This window comes from Streptomyces sp. ISL-43, from assembly GCF_018614195.1.
Classification (GTDB): Bacteria; Actinomycetota; Actinomycetes; order Streptomycetales; family Streptomycetaceae; genus Streptomyces.
The window spans coordinates 62,756-88,853 of record NZ_JAGGOT010000028.1; the positions used below are offsets into that span (position 1 = coordinate 62,756).

Below are 26,098 nucleotides of genomic sequence, written 5' to 3' on the forward strand. Positions count from 1 at the left end.
GCCTCCTGCGTCAGTGCTTCCTGTTGGCGGCGACCGCCTCGTACACCATGGCGACCAGCAGTTCGTCCGCGTCCCGGCGGCCGAACTCGGCGGCCGCGCGGGACATCTCGTAGAGGCGGTGCGGGTCGGTGAGGACCGGGACGACCTGGCCCAGCACCCACTCGGGCGTCAGTTCCGCGTCGTCCACGAGCAGGCCGCCGCCGGCCTTGACCACCGGCTGGGCGTTGAGCCGCTGTTCGCCGTTGCCGATCGGCAGCGGTACGTAGGCGGCGGGGAGCCCGACGGCGGAGAGTTCGGCGACGGTCATCGCGCCCGCGCGGCACAGCATCATGTCGGCGGCGGCGTACGCGAGATCCATCCGGTCCACGTACGGTACCGGCACGTAGGGCGGCATCCCGGGCATGTTGTCGACACGCGGCAGTTCGTTCTTCGGCCCGACCGCGTGCAGGATCTGGATCCCGGAGCGCTGGAGGGTCGGCGCGACCTGCTGGATCACCTCGTTGAGGCGCCGGGCGCCCTGCGAGCCGCCGGAGACCAGCAGCGTCGGCAGGTTGGGGTCCAGGCCGAAGGCGGCGCGCGCCTCCGGGCGGACCATGGCCCGGTCGAGGGTGGAGATGGTGCGGCGCAGCGGGATGCCCACGTAGCGGGCTCCGCGCAGTTTGCTGTCGGGGGTGGAGACCGCGACGGCGTGCGCGTACCGGGAGCCGATCTTGTTGGCCAGTCCGGGCCGCGCGTTGGCCTCGTGGACGATGATCGGCACCCCGAGGCGCTTGGCCGCGAGGTAGCCGGGCAGGGCCACGTAGCCGCCGAAGCCGACGACGCAGTCGGCCTTGGTGCGCAGGAGGATCTCCTCGGCGGCCTTGATGGTGCCGCGCAGCCGTCCGGGGACGGTGATCAGCTCGGGCGTTGGCCTACGGGGCAGCGGGACGGCTGGGATCAGTCCCAGCTCGTAGCCGCGCTCCGGCACCAGGCGGGTTTCGAGTCCGCGTTCCGTGCCGAGGGCGGTGATGCCCACGGAAGGGTCCTGCCTGCGCAGGGCGTCCGCGAGGGCGAGCGCCGGCTCGATGTGGCCGGCGGTCCCCCCACCGGCGAGTACGACATGCACCGAAATTCACCGCTCTCCGGACGGACGCTTCTTGACGCGCCGTCTCATCGACTTCCATCTCTGCCCGGTCCGCGGACGGCCGTTCTTCGGCTTCCGCATCGCGAGCGCCGCGCGTGCCGCCGGCTCCTCACGCGCGAACGCGATGAGCAGTCCGACCGCGAACATGGTCGGCAGCAGGGCCGACCCGCCGTAGGAGAACAGCGGGAGCGGGACCCCGGCGATCGGCAGCAGACCGAGCACCGCACCAATGTTGATCACGGCCTGCGCCGTGATCCAGGTGGTCACGCCTCCCGCGGCATACCGTACGAAGGGGTCCTCCGTGCGTCCGGCCACGCGGATACCCGCATAGCCTAGGGCCGCGAACAGGGCGAGTACCGACAGCGTCCCCGCCAGCCCCAGTTCCTCGCCGGTGATGGCGAAGATGAAGTCGGTGTGGGCCTCTGGCAGTTGCCCCCATTTTTCCACACTGGCACCCAGACCGGAACCGAACCATCCGCCGGAGGCGAGTGCGTAGATTCCGTGGACCGCCTGCCAGCACAGGTCGTTCTTGCCCGGCTCGGTCGCGCCGATGCACTCGAGCCGGTCCATGCGGTGCGGGCTGGTCTTGATGAGCAGGACGACGAGCACGCCCGCGACGGCCAGTACCCCCGCGAACATCCGCGTGGGCGCCCCGGCCAGCCACAACAGGCCGAACAGGATGGCCCCGAGGATCATCGCGGTTCCCATGTCCCCGCCCAGCATGATGAGCCCGAGCAGCAGGAAGGTGACCGGGACCAGCGGCACCAGCAGGTGCTTCCACTGGCTCAGCAGGTCCTTCCCGCCCTTGCGCGCCAGCAGGTCGGCGCCCCAGAGGATGAGTGCCAGTTTGCCGAACTCGCTGGGCTGGAGCATGAACGGACCGCCAAGGGAGATCCAATTCTGGTTGCCGTTGATCGATACGCCTATCCCCGGGACCTGGACCAGGACCATGAGGAAGAGCGTGCCGGCGAGCACGGGATAGGACAGCGCCCGGTGCAGTTTGACGGGCATCCGGGAGGCGAGCAGCAGCAGTCCGGTGCCGATCAGGGCGGCGAGGAACTGCTTCTTGAAGAAGTACGCGTCGCCCAGGCCGAGCTGGAGCGCCTTGATCATCGAAGCGGAGTAGACCATCACCAGGCCGAGCACGGTGATGAGCAACGAGCTGCCGAAGATCAGGTAATACGCCGTGAGCGGCCGGTCCCAGGCCCGGCGCAACTGCCGCTGCGTACGCCGCAGACCGGCGAGCGGCCCGCCCGTGGCGGGCCGCTTCACGCGCGCGGCGGGGCGGACCAGGCCCGATGTCCGGTCGGCCTTGGCGGCCTTGGGAGCTCTGACGGCCTTGGCGGCCTTGGCGGTCTTGTCCGCGGACGGCCGCCGCCCCGGCAGCATTTGCTTGGCCGGCATCTGTGATCTTCCCCTCCACTCGTACGAGGCGAGCGGCCGGTCGGCCGGAGTGAACCGGCCCTGGATCGAGCCGGCCCTAGGCCTTCTCGGCGGCCAGTTCGCGCACCGCGTCGGCGAACGCGTCCCCACGCTCGTTGTAGTTCGCGAACATGTCCATCGAGGCGCAGGCGGGTGCCAGCAGAACCGTGTCGCCGGTCTCCGCGAGCCGGGCCGCTTCCCGGACCGCCGCGAGCATCGCCCCAGTGTCGGTCTGCCCGAGGTCCACGACCGGGACCTGCGGCGCGTGTCGCGCCAGTGCCTCGGCGATCAGCGCCCGGTCGGCGCCGATCAGCACGACGCCGCGCATCCGCTTCGCGGACTTCTGCACGAGCTCGTCGAAGGTGGCGCCCTTGGCGAGGCCGCCGGCGATCCAGACGACCGGCTCGAAGGCGGCCAGGGAGGCCTCGGCGGCGTGGGTGTTGGTGGCCTTGGAGTCGTCGATGTAGGTGACCCCGTCCACCTCGGCCACGTGGCTGACGCGGTGGGCGTCCGGCCGGAAGGCGCGCAGCCCGTCGCGGATCGCGCTCGGCTTCACGCCGAAGGCGCGGGCCAGGGCGGCCGCGGCGAGGGCGTTGGCGATGTTGTGCGGGGCCGGCGGGTTGACGTCCGCGACCGCGGCGAGCTCCTGGGCGTTCTTCTGCCGGTTCTCCACGAAGGCGCGGTCGACGAGGATCCCGTCGACGACGCCGAGCATGGAGGGGCCGGGGGCGCCGAGGGTGAAGCCGATCGCCCGGCAGCCCTCTTCGACGTCGGCTTCCATGACCAGGTTCTCGGTGGCCTTGTTGTCGGCGGCGTCCGCGTTGTAGACGCAGGCCACCGAGTTGCCCTCGTAGATCCGGCCCTTGTCGGCGGCGTAGGCCTCCATCGAGCCGTGCCAGTCGAGGTGGTCCGGGGCCAGGTTGAGGACGGCCGCGGAGTGGGCGCGCAGCGAGGGCGCCCAGTGCAGCTGGTAGCTGGAGAGCTCGACGGCGAGGACGTCGTACGTCTCCTCGCCGATCACCACGTCGATGATCGGGGTGCCGATGTTCCCGACGGCCGCCGTCTTGAGCCCGGCAGCCTTCAGGATCGAGGCGAGCATCTGGGTGGTGGTGGTCTTGCCGTTCGTCCCGGTGATCGCGAGCCACGGCGCGGCATCGGGGCCGCGCAGCAGCCAGGCGATCTCCACGTCGCCCACGACGTCCACGCCGGCCGCGGCGGCTGCCGCGAACAGCGGGCTGTCGGGCTTCCAGCCCGGCGAGGTGACCACGAGGTCCGTGCCCTCGGGCAGGACCTCGCCCGCCCGGGCGCCGCCGTCCAGGCGGCCGAGGCGGACCTCGATGCCCAGCTCCGCGAGCTCGGCGGCCCGCGCGCGCTGGGCATCGCCGTCGCCGTTGTCGACGACGGTCACCGAAGCGCCGAGGCCGGCCAGGGCGCGGGCGGCGCTGACGCCGCTCACGCCGAGACCGGCGACGGTGATGTTCTTGCCGTGCCAGGCGGTCACTTGTCGGCTGCCCATCCCGCGTAGAAGAGTCCGAGGCCCACGATCACGCACATGCCCTGGATGATCCAGAAGCGGACCACGACAAGGACTTCGGACCACCCCTTGAGCTCGAAGTGGTGCTGGAGTGGCGCCATCCGGAAGACCCGCTTGCCGGTCATCTTGAAGGAGCCGACCTGGATGACGACCGACATGGTGATCAGGACGAAGAGGCCGCCGAGGAGCGCCATCAGGAACTCCGTGCGGGAGCAGATCGCGAGGCCGGCGAGCGCGCCGCCGAGGGCCAGCGAGCCGGTGTCGCCCATGAAGATCTTGGCGGGCGAGGTGTTCCACCACAGGAAGCCGAAGCAGGAGCCCATCAGGGCGGAGGCGACGACCGCGAGGTCCAGTGGGTCCCGTACCTCGAAGCAGGCGGCCGGGTTGGTCAGGGTCTCCGCGTTGATGCAGGACTCCTGGTACTGCCAGACGCCGATGAAGGTGTAGGCACCGAAGACCATCACGGCGGCACCGGTGGCCAGGCCGTCCAGACCGTCGGTCAGGTTCACGCCGTTGGACATGGCCAGGATCATGAACAGCGCCCAGACCACGAACAGCACCGGGCCGATCGACCAGCCGAAGTCCGTGACGAACGACAGCTTGGTGGAGGCCGGGGTCAGCCCTCGCGAGTCCGAGAACTGAAGGGCGAGCACCGCGAAGGCGGTGCCGACGATCAGCTGGCCGGCCATCTTCGCCTTGGCCCGCAGTCCCAGCGAGCGCTGCTTGACGATCTTGATGTAGTCGTCGAGGAACCCGACCAGACCCATGCCCGCCATCAGGAAGAGGACGAGGACACCGGAGAAGGAGGGATCGCTCGAGGTGATCACCTTGGTGAGGGCGTACGCGATCAGCGTGGCCAGGATGAAGGAGATGCCGCCCATGGTGGGCGTGCCCTTCTTCCCCGCGTGGCCACGCGGGCCGTCGTCGCGGATGAACTGGCCGTAGCCCTTGCGGGCCAGACCCTTGATCAGCAGCGGGGTGCCGATGAGCGTGAGGAAGAGTCCGATGACTCCGGAGAACAGGATCTGCCTCATCGGCCGGCGACCTCGCCCTCGCGCTCCAGCAACGCCAGCGCGACCCGCTCCAGACCGATGGACCTGGAAGCCTTCACCAGCACGACGTCACCCGGGCGCAGTTCACTGCGCAACAGGTCGACCGCCGCCTGCGCGTCGGACACGAGCACCGACTCCTCACCCCACGAACCCTCGTTATATGCGCCCAGTTGCAGCCAGGACGCTTCCCTGCCCCCGACTGCGACGAGCTTGCTCACGTTGAGCCGGACGGCAAGCCGTCCCACCGCGTCGTGCTCGGCCAGCGACGCGTCACCGAGCTCGGCCATGGGACCGAGCACTGCCCACGTACGTCCCCCGTTGGCCCTGGCGGCGCCGCCCATCGCGGCAAGTGCGCGCAGAGCGGCCCGCATGGACTCGGGGTTCGCGTTGTAGGCGTCGTTGACGATCGTGACGCCGTCCGCCCGCTCGGTGACCTCCATCCGCCACCGGGACAACGTGCCCGCCCCGGAGAGCGCGGTGGCGATCTCGTCGACGGACATGCCCAGTACGTGGGCGACGGCGGCCGCGGCGAGCGCGTTCGACACGTGGTGCTCACCGTACAGCCGCAAGGTCACATCACTGCACCCGGTCGGTGTGTGGAGTGTGAAGGAGGGCTGTCCCCCCGGTGTCATCCGCACCTCGGTGGCCCGCACTTCGGCGTCTTCGGCCTCCCCGAAGAGGACCGTACGGGCCTTCGTGCGGGCGGTCATCGCGCGCACCAGGGGGTCGTCGGCGTTCAGTACGGCGACTCCGCCGTCCGCCTCGGCCGGCAGGGCCTCCACCAGCTCGCCCTTGGCCTGGGCGATCTGCTCCCGGCCGCCGAACTCCCCGATGTGGGCGGTGCCGACGTTCAGGACGAGGCCGATGCGCGGCGGCGTCAGACCGGTGAGGTAGTCGATGTGGCCGATCCCGCGGGCACCCATCTCCAGCACCAGGTGCCGGGTGTCCTCGGTGGCCTTCAGCGCGGTGAGCGGCAGGCCGATCTCGTTGTTGAGGGAGCCGGGCGTCCACACGGTGGGCGCGTGGGTCTGGAGCACTTGGGCGATGAGGTCCTTGGTGGACGTCTTCCCGGCGGAGCCGGTCAGCGCCACCACGTCGGTGCCCAGGCGTTCGACGACGGCCCGGGCGAGGGCGCCGAGCGCCTTCTCGACGTCGGGGACGACGACGGCCGGTACGCCGACGGGCCGGGCCGCGAGGACGGCCGCGGCGCCCGCGGCGACCGCGCGCTCGGCGTAGTCGTGGCCGTCGACCTGCTCGCCGGCGAACGCGGCGAAGAGGCTGCCGGGCTCCACCTGGCGGGAGTCGATGACGACGGGCCCGGTGATGCGTACGGACGGATCCGGTATGTCGTGGGGCCGCCCGCCGGTGATTTCGGCGATCTCGGCGAGGGAAAGGGCGATCACTACTGGTTCACCTCGGCCTGTCGGGGACTTAGGCGCGCTTGGTTCTCGATGGCCGCGCGCAGGACCGCACGGTCGTCGAAGGGTCGTACGACGCCCGCGGTGTCCTGGCCCTGCTCGTGGCCCTTGCCGGCCACCAGCACGGTGTCGCCCGCCTCGGCGCGCGCGACGGCGGCGGCGATGGCCGCCGCCCGGTCGGCGTCGACGAGGACGGCGCCCCGCTCGGCGGGGGGTACGGACACGGCGCCTCGGAACATCGCGGCGAGGATCGTGAGGGGGTCCTCGGAGCGCGGGTTGTCGGAGGTCAGCACGGCGGTGTCGGCGAACCGGGCGGCCGCGGCGCCCATCGGGGCCCGCTTGGTGGTGTCGCGGTCGCCGCCGCAGCCGAGCACGATGTGCAGCTTGCCGGTGGTGACCTCGCGCAGGGCGCGCAGGACCGATTCGACGGCGTCGGTCTTGTGCGCGTAGTCGACGACGGCCAGGTACGGCTGTCCCGCGTCGACGCGCTCCAGCCGGCCGGGGACGCCGGGGACCGCGGCGACGCCGTCGGCGGCGCTCTGCGGGTCGAGGCCGGCCGCGGCGAGCGTGACGATGGCGGCGACGGTGTTGGCCACGTTGAACGGGCCGGGCAGCGGGGCGGTGGCCCGTACCCGCTCGCCCTGCGGACCCACCAGGGTCAGGGTCGAGTCCATGTGGCCCGAGACCACGTCCTCGGCGCGCCAGTCGGCGGCAGGGTCGCCGGTGGCGGAGAAGGTGACGACCGGGATCGGCGACTCCTTGGCGAGGCGCCGGCCGTACTCGTCGTCGACGTTGACCACGCCGAGGCGGGCGCGGCGCTCGGTGAAGAGCTGCGCCTTGGCCTGGAAGTAGTCCTCCATGTCGGAGTGGAACTCCATGTGCTCGGGGCTCAGGTTGTTGAAGACGGCGACGTCGAAGACGCAGCCGTCGACCCGGCCGAGCACCAGGGCGTGGCTGGAGACCTCCATGGCGACGGCGTCGACGCCGCGTTCGCGCATGACCGCGAGGAGCGCCTGCAGGTCGGTGGCCTCGGGGGTGGTGCGCTCGGACTTGATGCGCTCGTCCCCGATGCGCGTCTCGACGGTGCCGATGAGCCCCGTCGTGCGTCCGCTGCCGCGCAGGCCGCCTTCGACGAGGTACGCCGTGGTGGTCTTGCCCGAGGTGCCGGTGATGCCGATCTGGAGGAGGCCGGTGCCCGGCCGTCCGTAGATCGTGGCGGCCAGTTCGCCCATCCGGCCGCGCGGGTCGGCGACGGTGAGGACCGGGAGTCCGGTGGCTTCGGCGCGCTCGGTGCCGGCCGGGTCGGTCAGCACCGCCGCGGCGCCGAGGGCGGCCGCCTGCGCGGCGAAGTCCGCGCCGTGCAGCCTGGCGCCCGGCAGGGCCGCGTACAGGTCTCCGGGGCGCACGGCACGGGAGTCGTGCGTGATGCCGGTGATCTGCGGCGGCGCGCCGGGGGCTTCGATCCCCAGCAGGCCGGCCAGCTCGCCGAGCGGGATCGGGCGGGCGGACGCGGGGCGTGGCGCTCCCGGCGGCGCTGCCGGGGCGTCGTTCTGGGTGGTTCTGGGCTGTTCAGCGTGGGGCACGGCGGTGAGCGTACCGGGCCCGGCGGGCCGCTCGCGAAGTGAGGGACCGGCCGCGGAGCCGGCCGTCGTCTGGTTCCCGGGTTCCGGGGTGATCGTTGTCACTGGTGGTGCCTCACGCGTTTCTGGGCGGGCCGCTGGGGGGAGGGTCACTGGCCGGGCTGCGGGCTCGGCTGGGGGCCGGGCTGCGCGCCGGATTCGTAGGTGACCGGGAGCCCGGCGGGGGCGGTTCCGGTGGGGGCGACCTGGAGGGTCTTGAGGGCGAACTCCATGACCTTCTTGTAGATGGGCCCGCAGATCTGGCCACCGAAGTAACTGCCCTTGATGGGGTTCTGGATGGCGCAGTAGACGGTGATGCGGGGGTTGTCGGCGGGCGCGAAGCCCGCGAAGGAGGCGGTGTAGCCCTTGTAGCGGCCGGTGGCCGGATCCACCCGGTTGGAGGTGCCGGTCTTGCCGCCGACCCGGTAGCCGGGGATGCGGGCCCTGGTGCCGGTTCCCTCCTGGTCGTCGACCACCGACTCCAGCATCTCCGCGAGGGTCTTGGCGGTCTCGGGGCTGACCACGCGGTGCTGCGCGGGCGCCGGGGCCGGGGTGAACCGGCCGTCGGGGCCCTTGGTGCCGCGGACCAGCGTGGGCTGGACGCGGACGCCGCCGTTGGCGATGGTCGAGTACACGGAGGCCGCCTGCATGGCGTTGAGGGACAGGCCCTGGCCGAAGGGGATCGTGTACTGCTGGGAGGTGGACCACTTCTCGGGCTTGGCGAGGATGCCGCGCGACTCGCCCGGGTAGTTCAGGCCGGTGGGCTGGCCGATCCCGAACTTGTCCAGGTACGAGTACAGGACCTTGTTGGCCTCGGGCTGCGTCGGGCCGAGCTGGCCGGTGGCCAGGATGGTGCCGATGTTGGAGGACTTGGCGAGGACCCCGTTGAGGGTCAGGTACCAGGTCGGGTGGTCGATGTCGTCCTTGAAGAGGCGGTCGCCGCGGTGCAGCCGGTTGGGGACCTCCACGTGGGTGTCGGCGCCGGCCTTCTTCTCCTCCAGCACGGCGGCCATCGACATCACCTTGGCGGTGGAGCCGGGCTCGTAGACGTCCTGGAGGGCCGCGTTGCCCATGGCGGCGGAGCTGGCCTTGGACAGGTCGTTGGGGTCGAAGCCGGGGGCGTTGGCCATCGCGAGGACCTCGCCGGTGCGGGTGTCCTGGACGATGACGTACCCGCGGTCGGCCTCCGACTTGGCGACCTGCTCGGTGATGGCGCTCTGCGCGGCCCACTGGATGTCGCGGTCGATGGTCAGCTCGATGTCCTGGCCGGGCACGGCGGGCTTCTCGCTGGAACCGGCGGTCGGCACGCGGCGGCCGCCGGACTGGGCGTAGGTGAGCTCGCCGTCCTTGCCCGCCAGCTTCTTGTCGAGGGAGGACTCCAGTCCGCCGCCGCCCTTGCCGTCGGCGTTGACGTAACCCAGTATCCCGGCGGCGAGGTCGCCGTTGGGGTACACGCGCTTGCTGCTGTTCTCGTTGAACACGCCGCCCAGGACGTTGGCGCCGGGGCCGTTGTTCTTCTTGTCGGCGGCCGCCTTGTCGGCGAAGACCTTCTTGAGGTCCTTGATCTGGTTCCAGACCTGCGGGGTCTGGCGGCGGGCGAGGACGACGTAGCGGGTGTTCCTCGTCTTCAGGCGCTCGGTGAGCTCCTTGGCGTCCTTGCCGATGATCGGCGCGAGGAGTGCGGCCGCCTGCTCGGGGGCGTCGGGGGCCTTGCTCTCCTGCGGGGTGAACATGTGCGGGTCGGCCGTGATGTCGTACGCGTCCACGCTGGTGGCGAGCGCCACGCCCTTGCGGTCGGTGATCTCCCCGCGCTCGGCGGCCAGGGTGTAGCTGGCGAAACGGTTCTCGGAGGCCTTGGCGGAGTACGCCGACGCGTCGACGGCCTGGACCTGGAGGAGCCGTACGACGAACGCGAGCATGACGAGCGTCAGCCCCACGCTGACCAGCCGCAGGCGGGGCTTGGGGGCGCCGAGGCGGATGGTGTGGGGTGTGCTCGCGGGGGCGGGCCTGCGGGTGGCGGGCCTGGAGGCCGGCCGGGCCGTGGCCCGTGCCCGGTCCCCGCCGGGCCTGCCCCGTCCCGGCCCGGGCACCCGCCGCCGCGGCGGCTCCTGCGGGCTCACGCGGCGGCCCCCCGGGGGGCGGTTGTGGGGGCGGTTCCCGCAGGGGTACGCGTCACGACGTCACCGTCCAGGGGTCTGGGAGGGCTGGGAGGCTCCGGGCGAGGCCGGCGGGGCGGCGGGCACCACGGGGGTGGCCGAGCCCGAGGGAGCCGGGGCCGGGGAGCCGGCCGGGCTGGGGACGGCTCCGCCGGGCGGAGCCGCGGACGGCGGCGGGGAGGGCGGGGGCGGCTCCGCCGCGGCGGACGCGGTACCGGCGACCTTGCCGTCCGGCCCGATGAAGACCGGGCTGCCTCCGGGCACCAGGCCCAGCTCGTGCGCCCGCCGCTGCAGCGCGTCGGGCGCCGAGTAGCCGTCCACGTCCCGCTGCAGCGCCTGCTCCTCGTCCGTCAGCACGGTGGTCTCCTTGCGCAGCTTGCTCAGCTGGAAGGAGCCCTGGTTCAGCGCCGAGTTCAGCAGCAGCAGGCTGATCAGCCCGCCGCCGAGCAGCGCGACCACCAGCAGGACGAACGGCATCCTCGCCGCCTGCCCGGCCGGGCTCCCGGCAAGGACCCGCCCGAAGCGTCCCCCGCGTGGACTCACAGCCGCGCCTCCCGGATCCGTTCCACCCCGCGGAAGCGGGCCGGCGCCGCACGCCGGTTCTCCGCGATCTCCTCCTCCGTCGGCAGTTCCGCGCCGCGCGTGAGGAGCTTCAGCTTCGGCTGGTACTTCTCCGGTACGACCGGCAGCCCGGGCGGGGCCGTCGAGGTCGCGCCGGCCGCGAAGACCTGCTTGACGAGGCGGTCCTCCAGCGAGTGGTAGGAGAGCACCGCGATCCGGCCGCCGACCGCGATCCGGTCCACGGCGGCCGGGATGGCCCGCTCCAGACCGGACAGCTCGCCGTTGACCTCGATGCGCAGCGCCTGGAAGGTGCGCTTGGCGGGGTTGCCGCCGGTCCGCTTCGCCGCCTGCGGCAGGGAGTCGCGGATCAGTTCGACCAGGCGCGCGCTGTTGGTGAAGGGGTCCTTGTCCCGCTCGCGCACCACGGCGGAGACGATCCGCTTGGCCTGCTTCTCCTCGCCGTACTGGCGAAGGATCCGGACCAGTTCGCCGGGCGGGTAGGTGTTGAGCACCTCGGCCGCGCTGATGCCGGTCGTCTGGTCCATCCGCATGTCCAGGGGCGCGTCCTGCGCGTAGGCGAAGCCGCGGTCGGCCTCGTCCAGCTGCATGGAGGAGACGCCGAGGTCGAAGAGGATGCCCTGGACGGTGGGGATGCGCAGGTTGTCCAGTACGTCGGCCAGGTCCGCGTAGATGGCGTGGACGAGGGTGGCCCGGTCTCCGAAGGGCGCCAGGCGCTCCCCGGAGAGGCGCAGGGCCTCCTTGTCGCGGTCGAGGCCGATCAGGTGGGCCTCGGGGAACCGGGTGAGCAGGGCCTCGCTGTGGCCGCCGAGGCCGAGGGTGCAGTCGACGACGACGGCCCCGGGCCTCTCCAGCGCCGGGGCCAACAGGTCCAGGCACCGCTGGAGCATCACCGGGACGTGTCGGGACTCGCTAGTCAAAGCGCCCTCTCAGATAACGGCGCGGCAGGCATACGCCGCGCCGCGCACGCGGAGTCTTACCAAAGTGGCCGGGCGGCCGGTCAGGGCCGGGCTCCGGCCGGTTCGCGTCACTTTAGTGCAACGGTCGCCGCGGTCAACGAACCGCCCCGCGCGCCGTGCGGCCCTCTCCCCACGAACCGGCAAATGCCCCGAATCACCCGGACGGCCGCCTGTGCCTCACCCCTGTGGGTTAGCTCACAACAGGTTGTCGTGACCTTCTTTGTCCACCCTCACTCAATGCCTGGACGTGCTGTGACCACTAACGTCGTATCCATGACGACTTCCGTACCCGTGCCCGCCGAGTCCGCCCCCGAGACCACCGGCGGCCGCTCCGTCACCGACAGGCTGGTGGAGTCAAACCACGCATACGCCGCGAAGTTCACCGACCCCGGCATGGACGCCCGTCCGGTCCTCCAGGTGGCCGTCGTGGCCTGTATGGACGCCCGCCTCGACCTGCACGCCGCCCTCGGCCTCGAACTTGGCGACTGCCACACGATCCGCAACGCGGGCGGAGTGGTCACGGACGACACCATCCGCTCGCTCACCATCAGCCAGCGGGCGCTCGGCACCCGCACGGTGATACTCATCCACCACACCGGCTGCGGTCTCGAAAGCCTGACCGAGGACTTCCGCCACGAGCTGGAGGACGAGGTCGGGCAGCGTCCCGCCTGGGCCGTGGAGGCCTTCCGGGACGTCGACCAGGACGTCCGCCAGTCCATGCAGCGGGTTCGTACGAACCCGTTCCTCCCCCACAAGGACGATGTGCGAGGCTTCGTCTTCGACGTGCACACCGGGCTCCTGCGGGAGATCGACCCCACCTCGTGAGTGACACAAGGCCGCAACGCCGTCAAGAATGCGGGGAGACGTCACCCGGAGGACCTCCGGGCCGGTGTCCGCACTCTCGCTTTTGAGGTGTTTCGGGGTGGGCCGCTCCGCGTCATGCGCGTCGGCCCTGGGATTGGGTCGAGGAGAACCAGGTGACCACGTATGACGACCGAGCGAGCCTCGCGGATCTGACGAGCACGGTGCAGCGGGTGCGGGATTCGGTCGAGAGCGTGATCGAGGGCAAGCCGGAAGTGGTCCGCCTCGCGCTGACCGTCCTGCTCGCCGAGGGCCACCTGCTGATCGAGGACGTGCCGGGCGTGGGCAAGACCATGCTGGCCAAGGCGCTCGCAAAGTCCATCGACTGCTCGGTGCAGCGCATCCAGTTCACGCCCGACCTGCTGCCCTCCGACATCACGGGCGTCAGCATCTACGACCAGCAGCGCCGGGAGTTCGAGTTCAAGCCGGGCGCGATCTTCGCGCAGATCGTCATCGGCGACGAGATCAACCGCGCCTCCCCCAAGACCCAGTCGGCGCTGCTGGAGTCGATGGAGGAGGGCCAGGTCACCATCGACGGCACCACCTACACGCTGCCGAGCCCCTTCATGGTGGTCGCCACCCAGAACCCGGTGGAGATGGAGGGCACCTACCCGCTCCCCGAGGCCCAGCGCGACCGCTTCATGGCCCGCGTCTCCGTCGGCTACCCCAGTCCCGACGCCGAGCTGCGCATGCTCGACGTGCACGGCGGGCTCTCCCCGCTCGACGACCTGACGTCCGTCGCGCACGCCCACGACATCGTCAAGCTCATCGAGGCCGTCCGCGAGGTGTACGTGGCCGCACCCGTCCGGCGCTACGTCGTCGACCTGGTCTCCGCCACCCGCAGCCACCCGGACCTGCGTCTGGGCGCCTCGCCCCGCGCCACCCTGCACCTGCTGCGCGCCGTGAAGGCCTCCGCCGCCCTGGCCGGCCGGGACTACGTCCTGCCCGACGACGTCCAGGCGCTGGCCGGCCCCGTCCTCGCGCACCGGCTGCTGCCCACCGCGCAGGCCCAGCTGAGCCGGCGCAGCGCCGAGCAGGTCGTCGCCGACATCCTGCAGCGCACCCCCGTACCGGCCGCGCACGCGCGCGGCGAGATGCCGCCCGGCGCGGGCATCCGGGGCTTCTGATGAGCGCCGGCGCACCGCACGGCGCCGGCGGACCGGGCGCGGACGACGGCGGCGGTTTCCGCGCGTCGCTGGCCGGCCTGACCACCCGCGGCCGCTCCTTCCTGGCCGCCGGGATCGCCGCCGCGCTGTGCGCGTACGTCCTGGGCCAGTCGGAGCTGCTCCGGGTCGGGCTGCTGCTCGCCGTGCTGCCGCTGATCTGCGTCCTCGCCCTGCACCGCACCCGCTACCGGGTCTCCGGAACCCGCCGGCTGACCCCGGTGCGGGTGCCCGCCGGCGCCGAGGCCCGGGTGCAGCTGCGCATCGACAACACCTCCCGGATGCCCACCGGCCTGCTGATGCTCCAGGACCGGGTGCCCTACGTGCTCGGGCCCCGGCCCCGCTTCGTCCTGGACCGGGTGGAGCCGGGCGGCCGCCGCGAGGTGTCCTACCGGGTCCGCTCCGACCTGCGCGGCCGCTACCCGCTGGGCCCGCTGCAGCTGCGCCTCACCGACCCCTTCGGACTGGTCGAGCTGACCCGCTCCTTCTCCGCGTACGACACCCTCACGGTCATCCCGCGCACCGAGGCCCTGCCCGCGGTCCGCTTCACCAGCGAGTCCTCCGGCTACGGCGACGGCAGCCGGCGCTCGCTGGCCCTGGCCGGCGAGGACGACGTGATCCCGCGCGGCTACCGGCGCGGCGACGACCTGCGCCGCGTGCACTGGCGCTCCACCGCCCGCTACGGCGAGCTGATGGTGCGCCGCGAGGAGCAGCCGCAGCGCAGCCGGGCCACCGTGCTGCTGGACACCCGGCACCTCGCCTACGAGGGCGCCGGCCCCGACTCGGCCTTCGAGTGGGCCGTCTCGGGCACCGCGTCGGCCCTGGTGCACCTGCTGGAGCAGGGCTTCTCGGTGCGGCTGCTGACCGACACCGGGGACTGCGTGCCCCGCGAGGGCGGCGGCTTCACCTCCGGCGGTCAGGAGTCCGCCGAGGCCGCGGGCCTGATGATGGACACCCTCGCGGTGGTCACCCACTCCGACGGCGCCGGGCTGTCCCGGGCCTACGACGCGGTACGGGGCAACGGCATCGGCAGCGGCTTCGGCGGAGCCGGCGGTGACGGGCTCCTCATCGCCTTCTTCGGAGACCTGGACGACGTACAGACGGAACTGGCGGCCAAGATGTGCCGGCGCAGCGGGGGCGCCGTGGCGTTCGTACTGGACTCCGCGGACTGGTCCGGGCGGCCGCCGGGGCTGGCTTCCGTGATGTCGCGGGGGCTGCCTCCGCTGGAGGAGCGCCTGGGCAGGCTGCGCGACGCGGGCTGGACGGCGCTGGCCGCCCCGCCCGGGGTGGCCTTCGGGGAGCTGTGGCGCCAGGCCGGCCACGCCCCGATCGGCACGGGTACCGGTTCGGGTTCGGCGGGGGGCTGGGGATGAGCGGGCGGGCGAGACTGACGGTCTTCGCGGCTCTGGCGACGCTGTTCACCGCCTGGTCGCTGAACTCTCTCGTGGAGACGGGCAGCTGGCTGCCGCAGGCGGCGCTGCTGCTGGCGCTGCAGAGCGCCGTGGGCGCCGGGGCGCGGCGGGTGCCGCTGACACGGTCGCTGACCGTGGCGGCGCAGCTGCTCGTGTCGCTGCTGGCGCTCATGCTGCTGTTCGGCGGGAAGGCGCAGTCCTCGACCGGCGACGGGCTGCTGGACTACCTGGTGACGGACTTCGGCGCCCTGTTCGGCCAGGGCGTCCGGGACGTGAACGAGTTCGCGATCCCGGCGCCGCTGACGGACGGGATCCGGCTGCTGCTGGTGTGCGGGGTGCTGCTGATCGGGCTGCTGGTGGACCTGCTGGCGGTGACGCTGCGGATGGCCGCGGCCGCCGGGCTGCCGCTGCTCGCCCTCTACTCGGTGGCGGCGGGCCTGTCCGGCGCCGCCTCCGGCTCCGGCGGCGCCTCCTGGTTCGCGTTCGTGCTGGCGGGCTGCGGCTATCTGCTGCTGTTGCTGGCCGAGGGCCGTGACCGGCTCGCCCAGTGGGGCCGCGTCTTCGGCGCGGCGCCGCGCGGGCGGGTCGCCGCCGGCTACTCGGGCAGCGGGCAGGCGCTCGCCCCCGTGCGCACCGGGCGCCGGATCGGCGCTCTCGCGCTGGGCCTGGCACTGGCCGTTCCGGCGGTGCTGCCCGCGCTGGGCGGGGGCGTGCTGGGCACGGGCGACGGGGGCGGCGGCGAGGGAACCGGCCTCGGCCCCTCGATCCAGGCGGTCAACCCGCTGGTCTCGCTGCAGTCCAGCCTGAACACCCAGGACAACCGGGTGGTGCTGAAGTACCGCACGAACAACCCGGACCTGAGCGAGCAGTACCTGCGGATCCTGGCGCTGGACGAGTTCAACGGCGTCAAGTGGGAGGCCTCCGGGCGGGCCCTGACGGACGTCCCGAAGCGGCTGCCGGATCCGCCCGGCGTGAGCGGCGCGGTCCTGCAGGGCGCGGTCGAGGTGGTCACCAACGTCTCGTCGGCCCAGACCTACGCGCAGCGCTACCTGCCGATGCCGTATCCGGCGACCCAGGTGGACATCGGCGGCAAGTGGCGGTTCGAGCCGGTCGGGCGCACGCTCGTCGGGGACCAGCTGGGGAAGGACAAGTTCCAGAACGCCCAGGGCGCCCAGTACACCGTGCGGAGCCTGCTGCTGAAGCCGACGGCGGCGCAGCTGCGCAAGGCGCCGCCGCCGAACGAGGCGATCAGGGCCGAGTACACGAAGCTGCCGGAGAACCTGCCGGAGATCGTCGTCAAGACGGCCCGCGAGGTCACGCGGGGCGCACAAGACGACTACACGGCGGCGGTGAAGCTCCAGGACTACTTCGCGGTCAGCGGCGGCTTCCGCTACGACACGAAGGTGTCCTCGGGTACGGGCTCGAACGCCATCGCCCGGTTCCTCGAGGACAAGGAGGGCTTCTGCGTCCACTTCGCCTTCTCGATGGCCTCGATGGCGCGGTCGGTCGGGATCCCGGCGCGGGTCGCGGTCGGGTTCACCCCGGGTGAGAAGCAGTCGGACGGGAACATCAACGTCTCGATGCGGGACGCGCACGCGTGGCCGGAGCTGTACTTCGAGGGCGTGGGCTGGACCCGCTTCGAGCCGACGCCCCGGTCGGGCATCACGGTGCCGGACTACAGCCGGTCCGAGGCCCCGCGCAACGAGCCGGCGGCGCCGACGGCGGCCCCGTCCGCGAGCACGGCGCAGCCCTCGGCCGCGCCGTCGGCCGATGAGGACTGCCCGCCGGACCAGAAGAGGCTGGGCGAGTGCGGGCCGACCGCGCCGAACCAGAACGCGGGTTCGGGGGGCGACGGACCGTCGGCGGCCACCGTCCTCGCCTGGACGGCCACCGCTCTGCTGGTACTGGGGCTCCCGCTGCTGCCGTTCCTGTGGCGCGGCCGGCTGCGGGCCCGGCGGCTCGCCTCGGGCGATGTGCTGTCCGCCTGGCGCGAGCTCGGGGACGCGGCGTGGGACGTCGGGATCCCCCCGGACGAGGCGCTGTCCCCGCGGGGGGTGGCGGACCGGGTGGTGGAGCTGGGCCGGCTGGGGCCGGAGGCGGCCGATGCCGTCCTCCGGATCTCGGGCGCGGTCGAGCGCGCGCTGTACGCCCCGCCGGGCGCGGAGCCCGCGTACGGCGCCGCGGGGCCGGACGTCCTGCTCGCGCGGGCCGGCCTGCTCGCCGGCGTCTCCCGGACGACCCGTCTGCGCGCGCTGTTCCTCCCGCGCTCGGGAGCCCGCGTCCGCTGGGCGGCCTCGTCCCGCTGGGCGGCGCTGACCGAGCTGGTCTCGGCCGCCGTCTCCCGGGCCCGCACCCGGATCCCGCTACGGGGCCGCGGCTGACGGTGCCCGCACCCGGCAACGGCGCGGTTACCCGCAAAAAAAAGCGGCCGGCGCTAGGGCTCGATCCCCCCGAGCCCCGCGCCGGCCGCTTCCCATCCCACCGGTCAGAGAGACCCGGTCCACACCTGCCGCCCCGTGTCGGCGGTGCGAACCGGGTCCCTGTCCGTTGCCCCCAGTCTGGCGTGCCGCGGGTCGGGGCCCATCCGCGCGCGTACTCATTTCCGCGCCTAGGTACGGATACTCAGCCGCCCCACCAGTTCTACGCGCCCGCCGCGTCCCAGCGGCACCGCCGATCGGGCGTACCCGTCAGCGGTTGCCGCTGACCCGTCCCCGCAGCAGAAGCGACAGCGCCGAGTGCACGTCGTCCAGCGACCGCTCGCTCTGGAACGACTGCCAGTCCAGCGCCGCCACGAGCACCATCCCGACCAGTGCGGCGGCGGTCAGCGGCACGTCGATCTCCGCGCTCAGCTCCCCCCGCTCCACGCCTTCGCGCAGCACCGTCTCGACGACGGCGACCGCCTCCCGCCGGACGACCATCAGGGTCGACTGCCAGGTCCGGTTGGTCCGCCACAGCTCGGCGACGTAGAGCTGGGTGAAGGCCGGGTACCGGTCGATGAACACCAACCCGGCCCGGATCATCTCGTCGAGCGCCTCGACCCGGCTCCCGCCCCTGGCCTCGGTCGATTCCGCCGCCGACCGCAGGGACTCGGTCAGCAGCCCGACCCCGTGCCGCAGCAACTCCTCGAAGAGGTCGTTCTTGCTGGCGAAGTTGTAGTAGACGGTGCCCTTCGCAACGCCCGCCCGCTCGGCGATCTCGTCGACCGTGGTCGCCGAGAATCCCTGCTCCGCGATGAGGGTGACGGCGGCTTCGTAGAGCTTCTGCCGTGTGGCCTGGCGGCGGCCGCCGCCCGCGGCCGTACCGGTGCTGCTGCGTTCCATGGCGCTGATTCTCACAGGTCGGCCGCTCTCCACCGGCTACAGGCTCAGTTCGGGATGCAGCCGGTCCATCGTCCACACCTGCTTGCCGCGGGCGGCGAGCGCGGTGAGGGCGAGGGCGCCCGCGGTGAAGGCGGCCAGTACGGCGCAGCCCTGCCAGACCGGGGCGAGGTCGCCGCCGGTGATGAGGCGGCGCAGGCTCTCGACCACGTACGACATCGGCAGGTAGGGGTGGATGGCGTTGAAGAACCCCGGGCTGGTCTGGACGGGGTAGGTGCCGCCGGCCGAGGTCAGCTGGAGCATCAGGACGGCCAGCACCAGGATCCGCCCGGCGGCGCCGAACTTGGCGTTGAGCCACTGGACGATCGCGGCGAAACAGCCGGTGACCAGCATCAGGAAGGCCACGGTGAGCGCCGGCCGGGCCATCTGCAGGCCGAGCCCCCAGTGGAGTACGGACATCAGCGCGGCCACCTGCGCGGCGCCGAGCCCGGCCACGGGCAGCCAGCCGGCGAGGGCGATCCGCCAGGGTGAGGCGCCGGCGGCGAGCGCCCGCCGGTTCAGCGGTGCGATCAGCATGTAGGCGACCATCGCGCCGACCCACAGGGAGAGCGGGATGAAGTAGGGGGCGAAGCCGGTGCCGTAGTTGGGCGCCTTGTGCAGGGACTGGTTGGCGAGCTGGATCGGGTCCGCCATCACCTCGGTGCGGGTGTCGCGCTGCTGCTGGTCGTAGTCGGGGATCTTGCCGGCGCCGTCGTGCAGTCCGCCGGCGAGTTCGCCGTTGCCGTCCACGAGCTTGACCAGGCCGCCGTCGAGGCTGTGCGCGCCGTCGCCGAGCTTGCCGACGCCCACGCCGAGGGCGCCGGAGCCTTCGGTGGCGGTGCCGATGCCGGTGTGCAGCTTGGCCATGCCGGTGGCGACCTTGTGGGCTCCGTCGTTGAGGGCGTTCACCTGGGCGACGGCCGAATCGAGGTCGGCGGAGAGGCCGGGGGCCTTGGTGGCGAGCTTGCGGGCCTCGCGCTCCAGGTCGGAGAGCTGCGTGCGGAGCGTGCCGATGTCGCCGCCGGTGTCCTTGACGAGCGTGTTGACGTCGCCCGCGAGCTCGGCTCCCTCGGCGGCGTCGTCCTTGAGCTTCTTGAGCTGGGGGCAGGTGGCGGGCAGCGGCTTGGTGCCGGTGGTGCAGGTCTTCGCGTAGACGTCGGCGGCGCCGGTGGAGACGCGCTGGGTGACGGTGGCGGCGGCGGGAGCCGCCTTGGTGAAGGTCTCGAGGTGGTTGCCCACGACCTTGGCGGTGTCGGCGACGAGCTCGGCGCTGTCCGCGAGCTGCTTGGGGTCCTTGAGGAAGGGGCGGGCCTTGTCGGCGGCGCCGCCCACCTTGTCGGCGAGCCGCTGGGTACCGGCCGCGATGTCCTTCGTACCGGTCTCGAGCTGTCCGGCGGCGCCGTTCAGCTTCTTCAGGCCGCCGGTGATCTCGCCGTTCTTCTCCTTCGCCGTCTCCAGGCCCTCCGCGAGGTCCTTGGCGCCCTTCTGGGCCTTGCCGGCGCCGTCGGTGAGCTTGTCGGCCCCGTCGGCCGCCTCGGCGGTCTTGTCGTGGAGGTCGGAGAAGTTGACGAAGATCTTGTCGAGGAAGCCGCGGGAGGCGTTGGTGGACGCCGCCGAGCGGACCTCGGAGAAGACGGTGCGCGAGATGGAGCCGACGATGTAGTTGTTCGCGTCGTTCGTGCGGACCTGGAGGGCTCCGGTGGCGGGGTCCTCGCCGGAGCTGGAGGCGATCTTCGTGCTGAAGTCGGCGGGCATGGTGAGGGAGAGGTAGTACGTACCGTCCTCCAGCCCCTCGGCCGCCTCCTCGGCACTGACCTCGCGCCAGTCGAAGGTCTTGCTGTCGTGCAGCTTGCGGGTGATCTCGTCGCCGGCGTCGATGCGCTTGCCGTCCACGGTGGCGCCCTGGTCGGAGTTGACGAGGGCGACGGGCACCTTGTCGAGGCGGCTGTAGGGGTCCCAGAAGGACCACAGGTACAGCGCTCCGTAGAGCAGCGGCAGCAGGAGCAGTGCGACGAGCGCGGCCCGGGGCAGCTTCCCCCGCCCGAACCGCTTCAGCTCAAGCGCGGCCAGCTTCGGTGAGCGCATCGTCGTCCCCCTTCGTCTCGTCGGTGTCGGTGGTGCCGGTGCCCTCGGGGGAACCCCAGGTGATCTCGGAGTCCATGGGCCGGGGCACGGCGGCGGGCTCCGCGGCGTCCGGGTCGGCTTCCGGGTCGGCTTCCGGGTCGGCGGCGGCGTCCGCGACCGTCCGCAGCACCGTCGCGTCGGCCGGGGCCTCGCTGCACACAGCGAGGACGGTCGTGCCGCGGGCGGCGAGCGAGCGGAGCAGGTCCCAGGCCTCGGCGCGCTCGGCGTCGGAGAGCTTGAGGTCGAGGTCGTCCAGGGCCAGCAGGCGCGGTGAGCCGAGCAGCGCGATGGCCACCGACAGCCGTACGGATTCCAGCCGTTCCAGGTCCCGTACGGAGGTCCGCGGGCCCTTGGGCAGGGTCGCGAGGTCCAGTCCGGCGGCGGCCAGCGCGGCGGCGATCCGGGCCGCGGTGGAGCTGCGGCGCTCGCCGCGCGGGCGGAGCAGGGCGCGGACGGGGCCCTCGTAGCGGCGCTGGAGCAGGGCGCCCTCGCGCAGCTGCTCGGCGACGGTGAGGGCCTGGTCGAGGTCGTTGACCCCGGATACCGGGCCGAGGGCGGCGACGCGGCGGACCGCGGCCATCCTCTTCGGCAGCCGGTGACTGCCGATCTCGGCGTGTCCCTCGGTGGGCTTCATCCGGCCCGTGAGGGCGAGGAGCAGGCAGGTCCGGCCGCTTCCGGAGGGGCCTTGGACCGCGATGAGCGAGCCGGGCGCCGCGTCGATCCCGACGCCCCGGAAGACCCAGCCGCGCGGGCCCTTGAGTCCGAAGCCCTCGGCTTTGACGGCCGCGCCGTGCGGGCTGTCCACGCCGTCCTCCTTCTTTTGAACTGACCAGTCAGTTCAAAAACTAGCATCCTTGGCGGCATCCGGTGCGCACCGGGGGGAAGTTGCCCGGGCAAGGCCCCTGCCGATGAGGCGAAAGCGCAGGTCAGCGCGATTGTCAGTGGCGGCCTTCACGATGGGGACACGCACGGAACACGCACAGCACGGCACCGCACGGAGCCACACCAGGCAGCGCGAAAGCGCACGCAACGACAGGAGGTTCGTCATGGCCACACCGTCCCCGTCCCCTGTCCACCCCGTCCCGCGGAAGTCGGCGGCACCACCCGCCGCACTCGATCTGCTCGTCAAGGCCCACGAGGGCCTGGCCGAAGCCGCCCGGCTGACCCGGTCCAACGAGCGGTACGCCACCGCCCACCTCGCCGCGCTGCGCGCCGCCGCGGCCGTGCTCGCCGCGCGCGGGCGGCCCGAGCCGGTGAACCCGCGGCGCAGGCCGCGCATCCGCAGCGCGTGGGAGGTGCTCCCGGAGATAGCGCCCGAACTGACCGAGTGGAGCGCGCTCTTCGCCTCCGGCGCGGCCCGCCGGGCGCGGGCCGAGGCGGGGATAGCGGGCGCGGCGACCAACCGGGACGCGGACGACCTGGTGCGTGAGGTGGCGATGTTCCTGCGCCTGGTGGAGCGGATGCTCGCGCTCCGGCCGATCACGCCCGCCGGCCCGTCGCAGGGCCTGCCACTGCCACGGGCGGAGCGTCCCGACGCGGGATGACCTGCCCGGCAGCCGAAGGCCATAGGGTGGGCACGAACCGCTCGCCCAAAACGCGCCGAGGAGCCATCAGCCGTGTCGGACACTTCCCGCCCCCGCGCCTCCCTCCGCACCGCCGTGGTGTGGGAGGTCCTCAAGGAGGCACTCGACCGCCGGGTGAAGGCGACCGGGCGGGACGTGCTGGACGTGCTCGACACCGGTGGCGGCACCGGCAAGTTCGCCGTGCCGGTGGCCCACCTCGGCCACCGGGTCACCGTGGTCGACCCCAGCCCGAACGCGCTGTTCGGACTGGAGCGCCGGGTCGCCGAAGCCGGTGTGGCAGACCTCGTCCGCGGGGTGCAGGGCGACGCCCAGGGCCTGCTCGAGGTCGTCGAGCGCGACGCCTACGACGTGGTGATCTGCCACGGCGTGCTGGAGTACGTGGACGACCCGGCCGAGGGCGTCGCCAACGCGGTGGCGGCCCTGCGCCCCGGCGGCATCCTCAGCCTGCTGGGCGCCGGGCTCGGCGGGGCCGTCCTGGCCCGCGCGCTCGCCGGGCACTTCACGGAGGCCCGTACGGCGCTCACCGACCCGGCCGGCCGCTGGGGACCGGGCGACCCGGTACCGCGCCGTTTCACCGCCGAGCAGCTCGCCGCGCTGGTCGGCGACGCCGGTCTGACGGTCGGCTCGGTGCACGGCGTCCGGGTCTTCGCCGACCTGGTTCCGGGTGGCCTGGTGGACACCGAGCCCGGCGCGGTCGAGGCCCTGCTGCGCCTGGAAGAGGCCGCCGCGGAGCTGCCCGCCTTCCACGCGGTCGCCACCCAGCTGCACGTCCTCGGCGAGAAGCCCGCCTGATCTGCGAACCTTCCGGGAACGCGGTGGGCCACTCACCCTCCGAACCGGCGCCGTGACCCGTATGATCGGGGTCAGTGACCGGCATGCCGCGCGGACCTCTGGGGAATAACGCCCTCAAGGACCGCTCGCAGGGTGGTCCGGCTTCGCGCAACACTCGTTTGTGACAGCACCGTCTTCAAGACGGCACTGTGCTTTCCTCGGTACTTTCCAAGGGCAGTGTTTTTAGAACGTGGCGTAGAGGGCGGGTATCACGGGGGCGATTCCCCGCCTATCCTGAAGGGGACCCCTGGTCGCTACCCCCCGCGACCGACGGATGAGGAGGACTCCCGTGCCGCTCTCGGAGCACGAGCAGCGAATGCTCGAGCAGATGGAGCGAGCGCTGTACGCCGAAGATCCCAAATTCGCTACAGCGCTTGAGGGAAGCGGACTGCGCACGTACACCCGGCGACGGGTCTACCAGGCAGTCGCAGGCATTGTGGTGGGTATCGCGCTCCTCATGACCGGTGTGATCGTGCCGAACGTGCTTTGGATCAGCGTGGTGGGGTTCCTCGTCATGCTGAGCTGCACGGTTCTCGTGGTCACCGGTTGGCGCAAGGCACCCAAGCCTGGTGAGCAGCCCGCCTCCGGTAGTGCAGGCGGTTCGGCCCATGGCCAGAACCGGCAGCGTCGGTCGATGATGACCCGTATCGAGGAACGGTGGCAGCGCCGCCGTGACGAACAGGGGCAGTAGGCCCCGCCGACAGACTCGGGTGAGGGGACGGCCGCCGGAAGGCGGCCGTCCCCTCACCGCTGTGTCCGCCGCCCCGCCGGATCGCCCCCCTCCCCCGGCCCCCGGCCCCCGGTCTCCGGCCGAGAGACACCCCCGTACGGCATGATGATCGGGTGAGTGTCCTCCCCCTGGTCTTCACCAGCGGCTGGGCCAGCGGGATCAACGCGTACGCGGTGGTCCTCCTGCTCGGCATCTTCGGCGCGACCGGCCTGACCGACGACGTCCCCGCCTCCCTGCAGCGCACCGACGTGCTGATCGTCGCGGCGGTGCTCTTCCTCTGCGAGGCGGTGGCCGACAAGATCCCGTACGTGGACTCGCTCTGGGACACCGTCCACACCGTGATCCGCCCGGTGTCCGGAGCGGTGGTCGGCGCGCTGCTGGCCGGGCAGAGCGGCTCGCTCTCCGACATCACCGCCGGCGCCGTCGGCGGCTCCACCGCCCTGGCCAGCCATTTCGTCAAAGCCGGCACCCGCATGGCCATCAACACCTCGCCCGAGCCCTTCAGCAATGTCGTCATGAGCACCGCCGAGGACCTCGGCGTGGCCGGGATCGTCACCTTCGCGATGTTCAACCCGGAGGCCGCCGCGATCATCGCGGCCGTCCTGCTCGTCACCGGACTCGCCCTGCTGATCTACCTCTGGGCAAGGATCCGCCGCTTCCTGCGCCGCCGGGCCCAGCGCCGCGAGGAGAAGCGGCTCGCCGCCGAGGTCGCCCGCGTCGCTCGATAGGCTCAGCCGCATGGCACGAATTGCGGTGATCGGCGCCGGGATGGGCGCGATGGCTACGGCGGCCCGGCTGGCCGTGGCGGGGCATCAAGTGACGGTGTACGAGCGCGGGGAGACCTACGGCGGCGCCGTCGGCCGCTACGAGCGCGACGGCTTCGCCTTCGACACCGGCCCCGGGCTGCTGCACCTGCCCGCCGTGTACCGCGATCTGTTCGTCAAGACCGGCAAGCGGCCGCTGGAGGAGTGCGCCGAGCTGGTCCAGGCCGACCCGGCCGTCCGTCACGTGCTCGCTGACGGCCGTACGGTCACCCTCCCGGGCGCATCGCACGGCGGTGCGGCGGCCGTCCTGGACGAGGCCTTCGGGTCCGGTGCGGGCGACCGCTGGAGCGCGGTCCTGGGCCGCGCCCGGGACGCCTGGGACGCCACCCGCCGCCCACTGCTGGAGGAGCCGCTGCGCCCCGACCACCAGGCACTGGGCCGCGATCCCTATCCCGCGCTGCGCGGGAGCGGGCTGCTGCGCCGCCGGCCGCCGACGCTGGCCGAGGTCGCCGCGCGCGAGCTCGGCGGCGACGGCCTCGGCGAGCTGCTCGCCGAGCGAGTGCGCGCCTACGGGATCGATCCGGCGACCGCGCCCGCCTCCGCGGCGGTGCTGCCCTACATGGAGCAGACCTTCGGCAGCTGGTACGTGCGCGGCGGGATGCGGGAGCTGGCCACCGCCGTGTACGAGCGGTGCCTGGAGCGGAAGGTCGGCTTCGTCTTCGGCGCCGAGGTCCGGGAGGTGCTCGTACGGGAGGACCGCGCGGCCGGGCTGGTGCTCGCCGACGGAGACGTGGTGGAAGCCGATTCCGTGGTCTGCGCGGCCGACCCGCGGCGGCTGCGGATCCCCTCGGGCCCGGGCGCCGCGCCCGCCCGCCCGGAACCCGCCCGCTGGTACACCCTGTTCGCCGCGCTGCGCGGGGCCCGTGACGGCGACGCCGCGCACCGCACGATGCCGGCGGCCCTGCGGCCCCACCGGTCCGTCACCGTGCTGCGCCCCGACGACCCCGCCACCCGGCCCGACGCGGACCACGAGGCGGTCACCGTGCACGCCGTGGTGACCGGCGGGCCCGCGCCGTCCGCCGAGGAGCTGCTGGCCGCGGCCGGCCGCGCGGTCCCCGGGCTGCGGGAGCGGCTGCTGTGGCACGAACTGCGCACCCCGGCCGACATCGAGGCGGCCACCGGCGCCGTGGGCGGCGCCGTGCCCGCTCCCTCGCTGGCCGGGGCCGGGGGCCGGCTGCTGCATCCCGCGAACACCACCGCCCTGCCCGGGCTCTACCTCGCCGGTGGCTGGGCGCATCCCGGCGGCGGGCTGGCGCACGCGGGGATGACGGGGGCCCTGGTGGCCGGGCTGATCGTGGAGGGCGCGGACTTCCGCGGCTCGCGGTAGGCGGTCTGCTGGGGACCCGGCCTCC

General features: G+C 72.7%; 21 protein-coding genes. 9 read left to right on the plus strand and 12 right to left on the minus strand.

The window, feature by feature from the left end:
* Positions 1-10: 10 nt before the first annotated feature.
* The 9 genes from murG to rsmH form a co-directional block, all read right to left on the minus strand.
* Positions 11-1,105 (minus strand): undecaprenyldiphospho-muramoylpentapeptide beta-N-acetylglucosaminyltransferase, encoded by a 1,095-nt coding sequence (murG, locus tag J7F03_RS15500; RefSeq protein WP_214949828.1) that lies wholly within the window; start codon positions 1,103-1,105, stop codon positions 11-13.
* 6 nt (positions 1,106-1,111) lie between these two features.
* Positions 1,112-2,527 (minus strand): putative lipid II flippase FtsW, encoded by a 1,416-nt coding sequence (gene ftsW / locus J7F03_RS15505; protein ID WP_214949829.1) that lies wholly within the window; start codon positions 2,525-2,527, stop codon positions 1,112-1,114.
* Between the two features lie 76 nt (positions 2,528-2,603).
* A complete protein-coding gene (murD, locus tag J7F03_RS15510; protein ID WP_251071966.1) occupies positions 2,604-4,061 on the minus strand; it encodes a UDP-N-acetylmuramoyl-L-alanine--D-glutamate ligase in 1,458 nt (485 codons plus the stop codon).
* Complete coding sequence (gene mraY, locus J7F03_RS15515; protein ID WP_214949830.1) at positions 4,043-5,113, minus strand: phospho-N-acetylmuramoyl-pentapeptide-transferase; 1,071 nt, start codon at positions 5,111-5,113, stop codon at positions 4,043-4,045. Before mraY ends, murD begins: the two co-directional genes overlap by 19 nt.
* Positions 5,110-6,534, minus strand: a complete 1,425-nt coding sequence (murF, locus tag J7F03_RS15520; protein ID WP_214949831.1) for a UDP-N-acetylmuramoyl-tripeptide--D-alanyl-D-alanine ligase — start codon at positions 6,532-6,534, stop codon at positions 5,110-5,112. The genes mraY and murF overlap by 4 nt, the downstream gene beginning before the upstream one ends.
* Positions 6,534-8,234 carry a UDP-N-acetylmuramoyl-L-alanyl-D-glutamate--2,6-diaminopimelate ligase gene (locus tag J7F03_RS15525; RefSeq protein ID WP_214949833.1) on the minus strand — a complete coding sequence of 567 codons (1,701 nt, stop codon included), beginning with the start codon at positions 8,232-8,234 and terminating at the stop codon, positions 6,534-6,536. Before J7F03_RS15525 ends, murF begins: the two co-directional genes overlap by 1 nt.
* Positions 8,235-8,278: 44 nt before the next feature.
* Positions 8,279-10,288 (minus strand): penicillin-binding protein 2, encoded by a 2,010-nt coding sequence (locus tag J7F03_RS15530; RefSeq protein ID WP_214949835.1) that lies wholly within the window; start codon positions 10,286-10,288, stop codon positions 8,279-8,281.
* 60 nt (positions 10,289-10,348) lie between these two features.
* Positions 10,349-10,801 (minus strand): hypothetical protein, encoded by a 453-nt coding sequence (locus J7F03_RS15535; protein WP_214949838.1) that lies wholly within the window; start codon positions 10,799-10,801, stop codon positions 10,349-10,351.
* Between the two features lie 62 nt (positions 10,802-10,863).
* Positions 10,864-11,793, minus strand: coding sequence for a 16S rRNA (cytosine(1402)-N(4))-methyltransferase RsmH (gene rsmH, locus J7F03_RS15540; protein WP_251071996.1), 930 nt, complete (start codon positions 11,791-11,793; stop codon positions 10,864-10,866).
* A gap of 342 nt (positions 11,794-12,135) precedes the next feature.
* Here rsmH and J7F03_RS15545 point away from each other — a divergent pair, with 342 nt between their 5' ends.
* From J7F03_RS15545 to J7F03_RS15560, 4 genes are all read left to right on the plus strand, one after another.
* Positions 12,136-12,687, plus strand: coding sequence for a carbonic anhydrase (locus J7F03_RS15545; RefSeq protein WP_214949840.1), 552 nt, complete (start codon positions 12,136-12,138; stop codon positions 12,685-12,687).
* 152 nt (positions 12,688-12,839) lie between these two features.
* The gene (locus J7F03_RS15550; protein ID WP_214949841.1) at positions 12,840-13,850 is read left to right on the plus strand and encodes a MoxR family ATPase; all 1,011 of its coding nucleotides are present in this window, start codon (positions 12,840-12,842) and stop codon (positions 13,848-13,850) included.
* Positions 13,850-15,259, plus strand: a complete 1,410-nt coding sequence (locus J7F03_RS15555; RefSeq protein WP_214949842.1) for a DUF58 domain-containing protein — start codon at positions 13,850-13,852, stop codon at positions 15,257-15,259. The genes J7F03_RS15550 and J7F03_RS15555 overlap by 1 nt, the downstream gene beginning before the upstream one ends.
* Positions 15,256-17,679 (plus strand): DUF3488 and transglutaminase-like domain-containing protein, encoded by a 2,424-nt coding sequence (locus tag J7F03_RS15560; protein ID WP_214949843.1) that lies wholly within the window; start codon positions 15,256-15,258, stop codon positions 17,677-17,679. Before J7F03_RS15555 ends, J7F03_RS15560 begins: the two co-directional genes overlap by 4 nt.
* Before the next feature lie 306 nt (positions 17,680-17,985).
* Here J7F03_RS15560 and J7F03_RS15565 read toward each other — a convergent pair whose 3' ends face one another.
* Genes J7F03_RS15565 through J7F03_RS15575 form a run of 3 tightly spaced genes read right to left on the minus strand, consistent with a single transcriptional unit; the run spans position 17,986 to position 21,583 of the window.
* Positions 17,986-18,618 (minus strand): TetR/AcrR family transcriptional regulator, encoded by a 633-nt coding sequence (locus J7F03_RS15565; protein ID WP_214949844.1) that lies wholly within the window; start codon positions 18,616-18,618, stop codon positions 17,986-17,988.
* Between the two features lie 36 nt (positions 18,619-18,654).
* Positions 18,655-20,739 carry a YhgE/Pip family protein gene (locus J7F03_RS15570; RefSeq protein ID WP_214949846.1) on the minus strand — a complete coding sequence of 695 codons (2,085 nt, stop codon included), beginning with the start codon at positions 20,737-20,739 and terminating at the stop codon, positions 18,655-18,657.
* Entirely contained in the window at positions 20,711-21,583 is an 873-nt protein-coding gene (locus tag J7F03_RS15575; RefSeq protein ID WP_214949848.1) for an ATP-binding cassette domain-containing protein, read from the minus strand. The genes J7F03_RS15570 and J7F03_RS15575 overlap by 29 nt, the downstream gene beginning before the upstream one ends.
* Positions 21,584-21,824: 241 nt before the next feature.
* On the opposite strand from J7F03_RS15575, the gene J7F03_RS15580 reads away from it, so the two are divergent.
* The 5 genes from J7F03_RS15580 to J7F03_RS15600 all read left to right on the plus strand — a co-directional run bounded on the left by J7F03_RS15580 (position 21,825) and on the right by J7F03_RS15600 (position 26,073).
* Positions 21,825-22,322 (plus strand): SAV_6107 family HEPN domain-containing protein, encoded by a 498-nt coding sequence (locus J7F03_RS15580; protein WP_214949850.1) that lies wholly within the window; start codon positions 21,825-21,827, stop codon positions 22,320-22,322.
* A gap of 72 nt (positions 22,323-22,394) precedes the next feature.
* Positions 22,395-23,153, plus strand: a complete 759-nt coding sequence (locus J7F03_RS15585; protein WP_214949852.1) for a methyltransferase — start codon at positions 22,395-22,397, stop codon at positions 23,151-23,153.
* Between the two features lie 328 nt (positions 23,154-23,481).
* Positions 23,482-23,883, plus strand: coding sequence for a DUF3040 domain-containing protein (locus tag J7F03_RS15590; RefSeq protein WP_214949853.1), 402 nt, complete (start codon positions 23,482-23,484; stop codon positions 23,881-23,883).
* A gap of 152 nt (positions 23,884-24,035) precedes the next feature.
* Entirely contained in the window at positions 24,036-24,650 is a 615-nt protein-coding gene (locus J7F03_RS15595) for a DUF4126 domain-containing protein (protein ID WP_214949855.1), read from the plus strand.
* A gap of 10 nt (positions 24,651-24,660) precedes the next feature.
* A complete protein-coding gene (locus tag J7F03_RS15600) occupies positions 24,661-26,073 on the plus strand; it encodes an NAD(P)/FAD-dependent oxidoreductase (protein WP_214949857.1) in 1,413 nt (470 codons plus the stop codon).
* The last annotated feature ends 25 nt before the right edge of the window (positions 26,074-26,098 follow it).

Bases quoted from the DNA above. Each gene is read 5' to 3' on its own strand.
- ftsW (WP_214949829.1), bottom strand. From the start codon at position 2,527: ATGCCGGCCAAGCAAATGCTGCCGGGGCGGCGGCCGTCCGCGGACAAG.
- murD (WP_251071966.1), bottom strand. From the start codon at position 4,061: ATGGGCAGCCGACAAGTGACCGCCTGGCACGGCAAGAACATCACCGTC.
- mraY (WP_214949830.1), bottom strand. From the start codon at position 5,113: ATGAGGCAGATCCTGTTCTCCGGAGTCATCGGACTCTTCCTCACGCTC.
- J7F03_RS15535 (WP_214949838.1), bottom strand. From the start codon at position 10,801: ATGCCGTTCGTCCTGCTGGTGGTCGCGCTGCTCGGCGGCGGGCTGATC.
- rsmH (WP_251071996.1), bottom strand. From the start codon at position 11,793: ATGCTCCAGCGGTGCCTGGACCTGTTGGCCCCGGCGCTGGAGAGGCCC.
- J7F03_RS15545 (WP_214949840.1), top strand. From the start codon at position 12,136: ATGACGACTTCCGTACCCGTGCCCGCCGAGTCCGCCCCCGAGACCACC.
- J7F03_RS15555 (WP_214949842.1), top strand. From the start codon at position 13,850: ATGAGCGCCGGCGCACCGCACGGCGCCGGCGGACCGGGCGCGGACGAC.
- J7F03_RS15560 (WP_214949843.1), top strand. From the start codon at position 15,256: ATGAGCGGGCGGGCGAGACTGACGGTCTTCGCGGCTCTGGCGACGCTG.
- J7F03_RS15565 (WP_214949844.1), bottom strand. From the start codon at position 18,618: ATGGAACGCAGCAGCACCGGTACGGCCGCGGGCGGCGGCCGCCGCCAG.
- J7F03_RS15570 (WP_214949846.1), bottom strand. From the start codon at position 20,739: ATGCGCTCACCGAAGCTGGCCGCGCTTGAGCTGAAGCGGTTCGGGCGG.
- J7F03_RS15580 (WP_214949850.1), top strand. From the start codon at position 21,825: ATGGCCACACCGTCCCCGTCCCCTGTCCACCCCGTCCCGCGGAAGTCG.
- J7F03_RS15600 (WP_214949857.1), top strand. From the start codon at position 24,661: ATGGCACGAATTGCGGTGATCGGCGCCGGGATGGGCGCGATGGCTACG.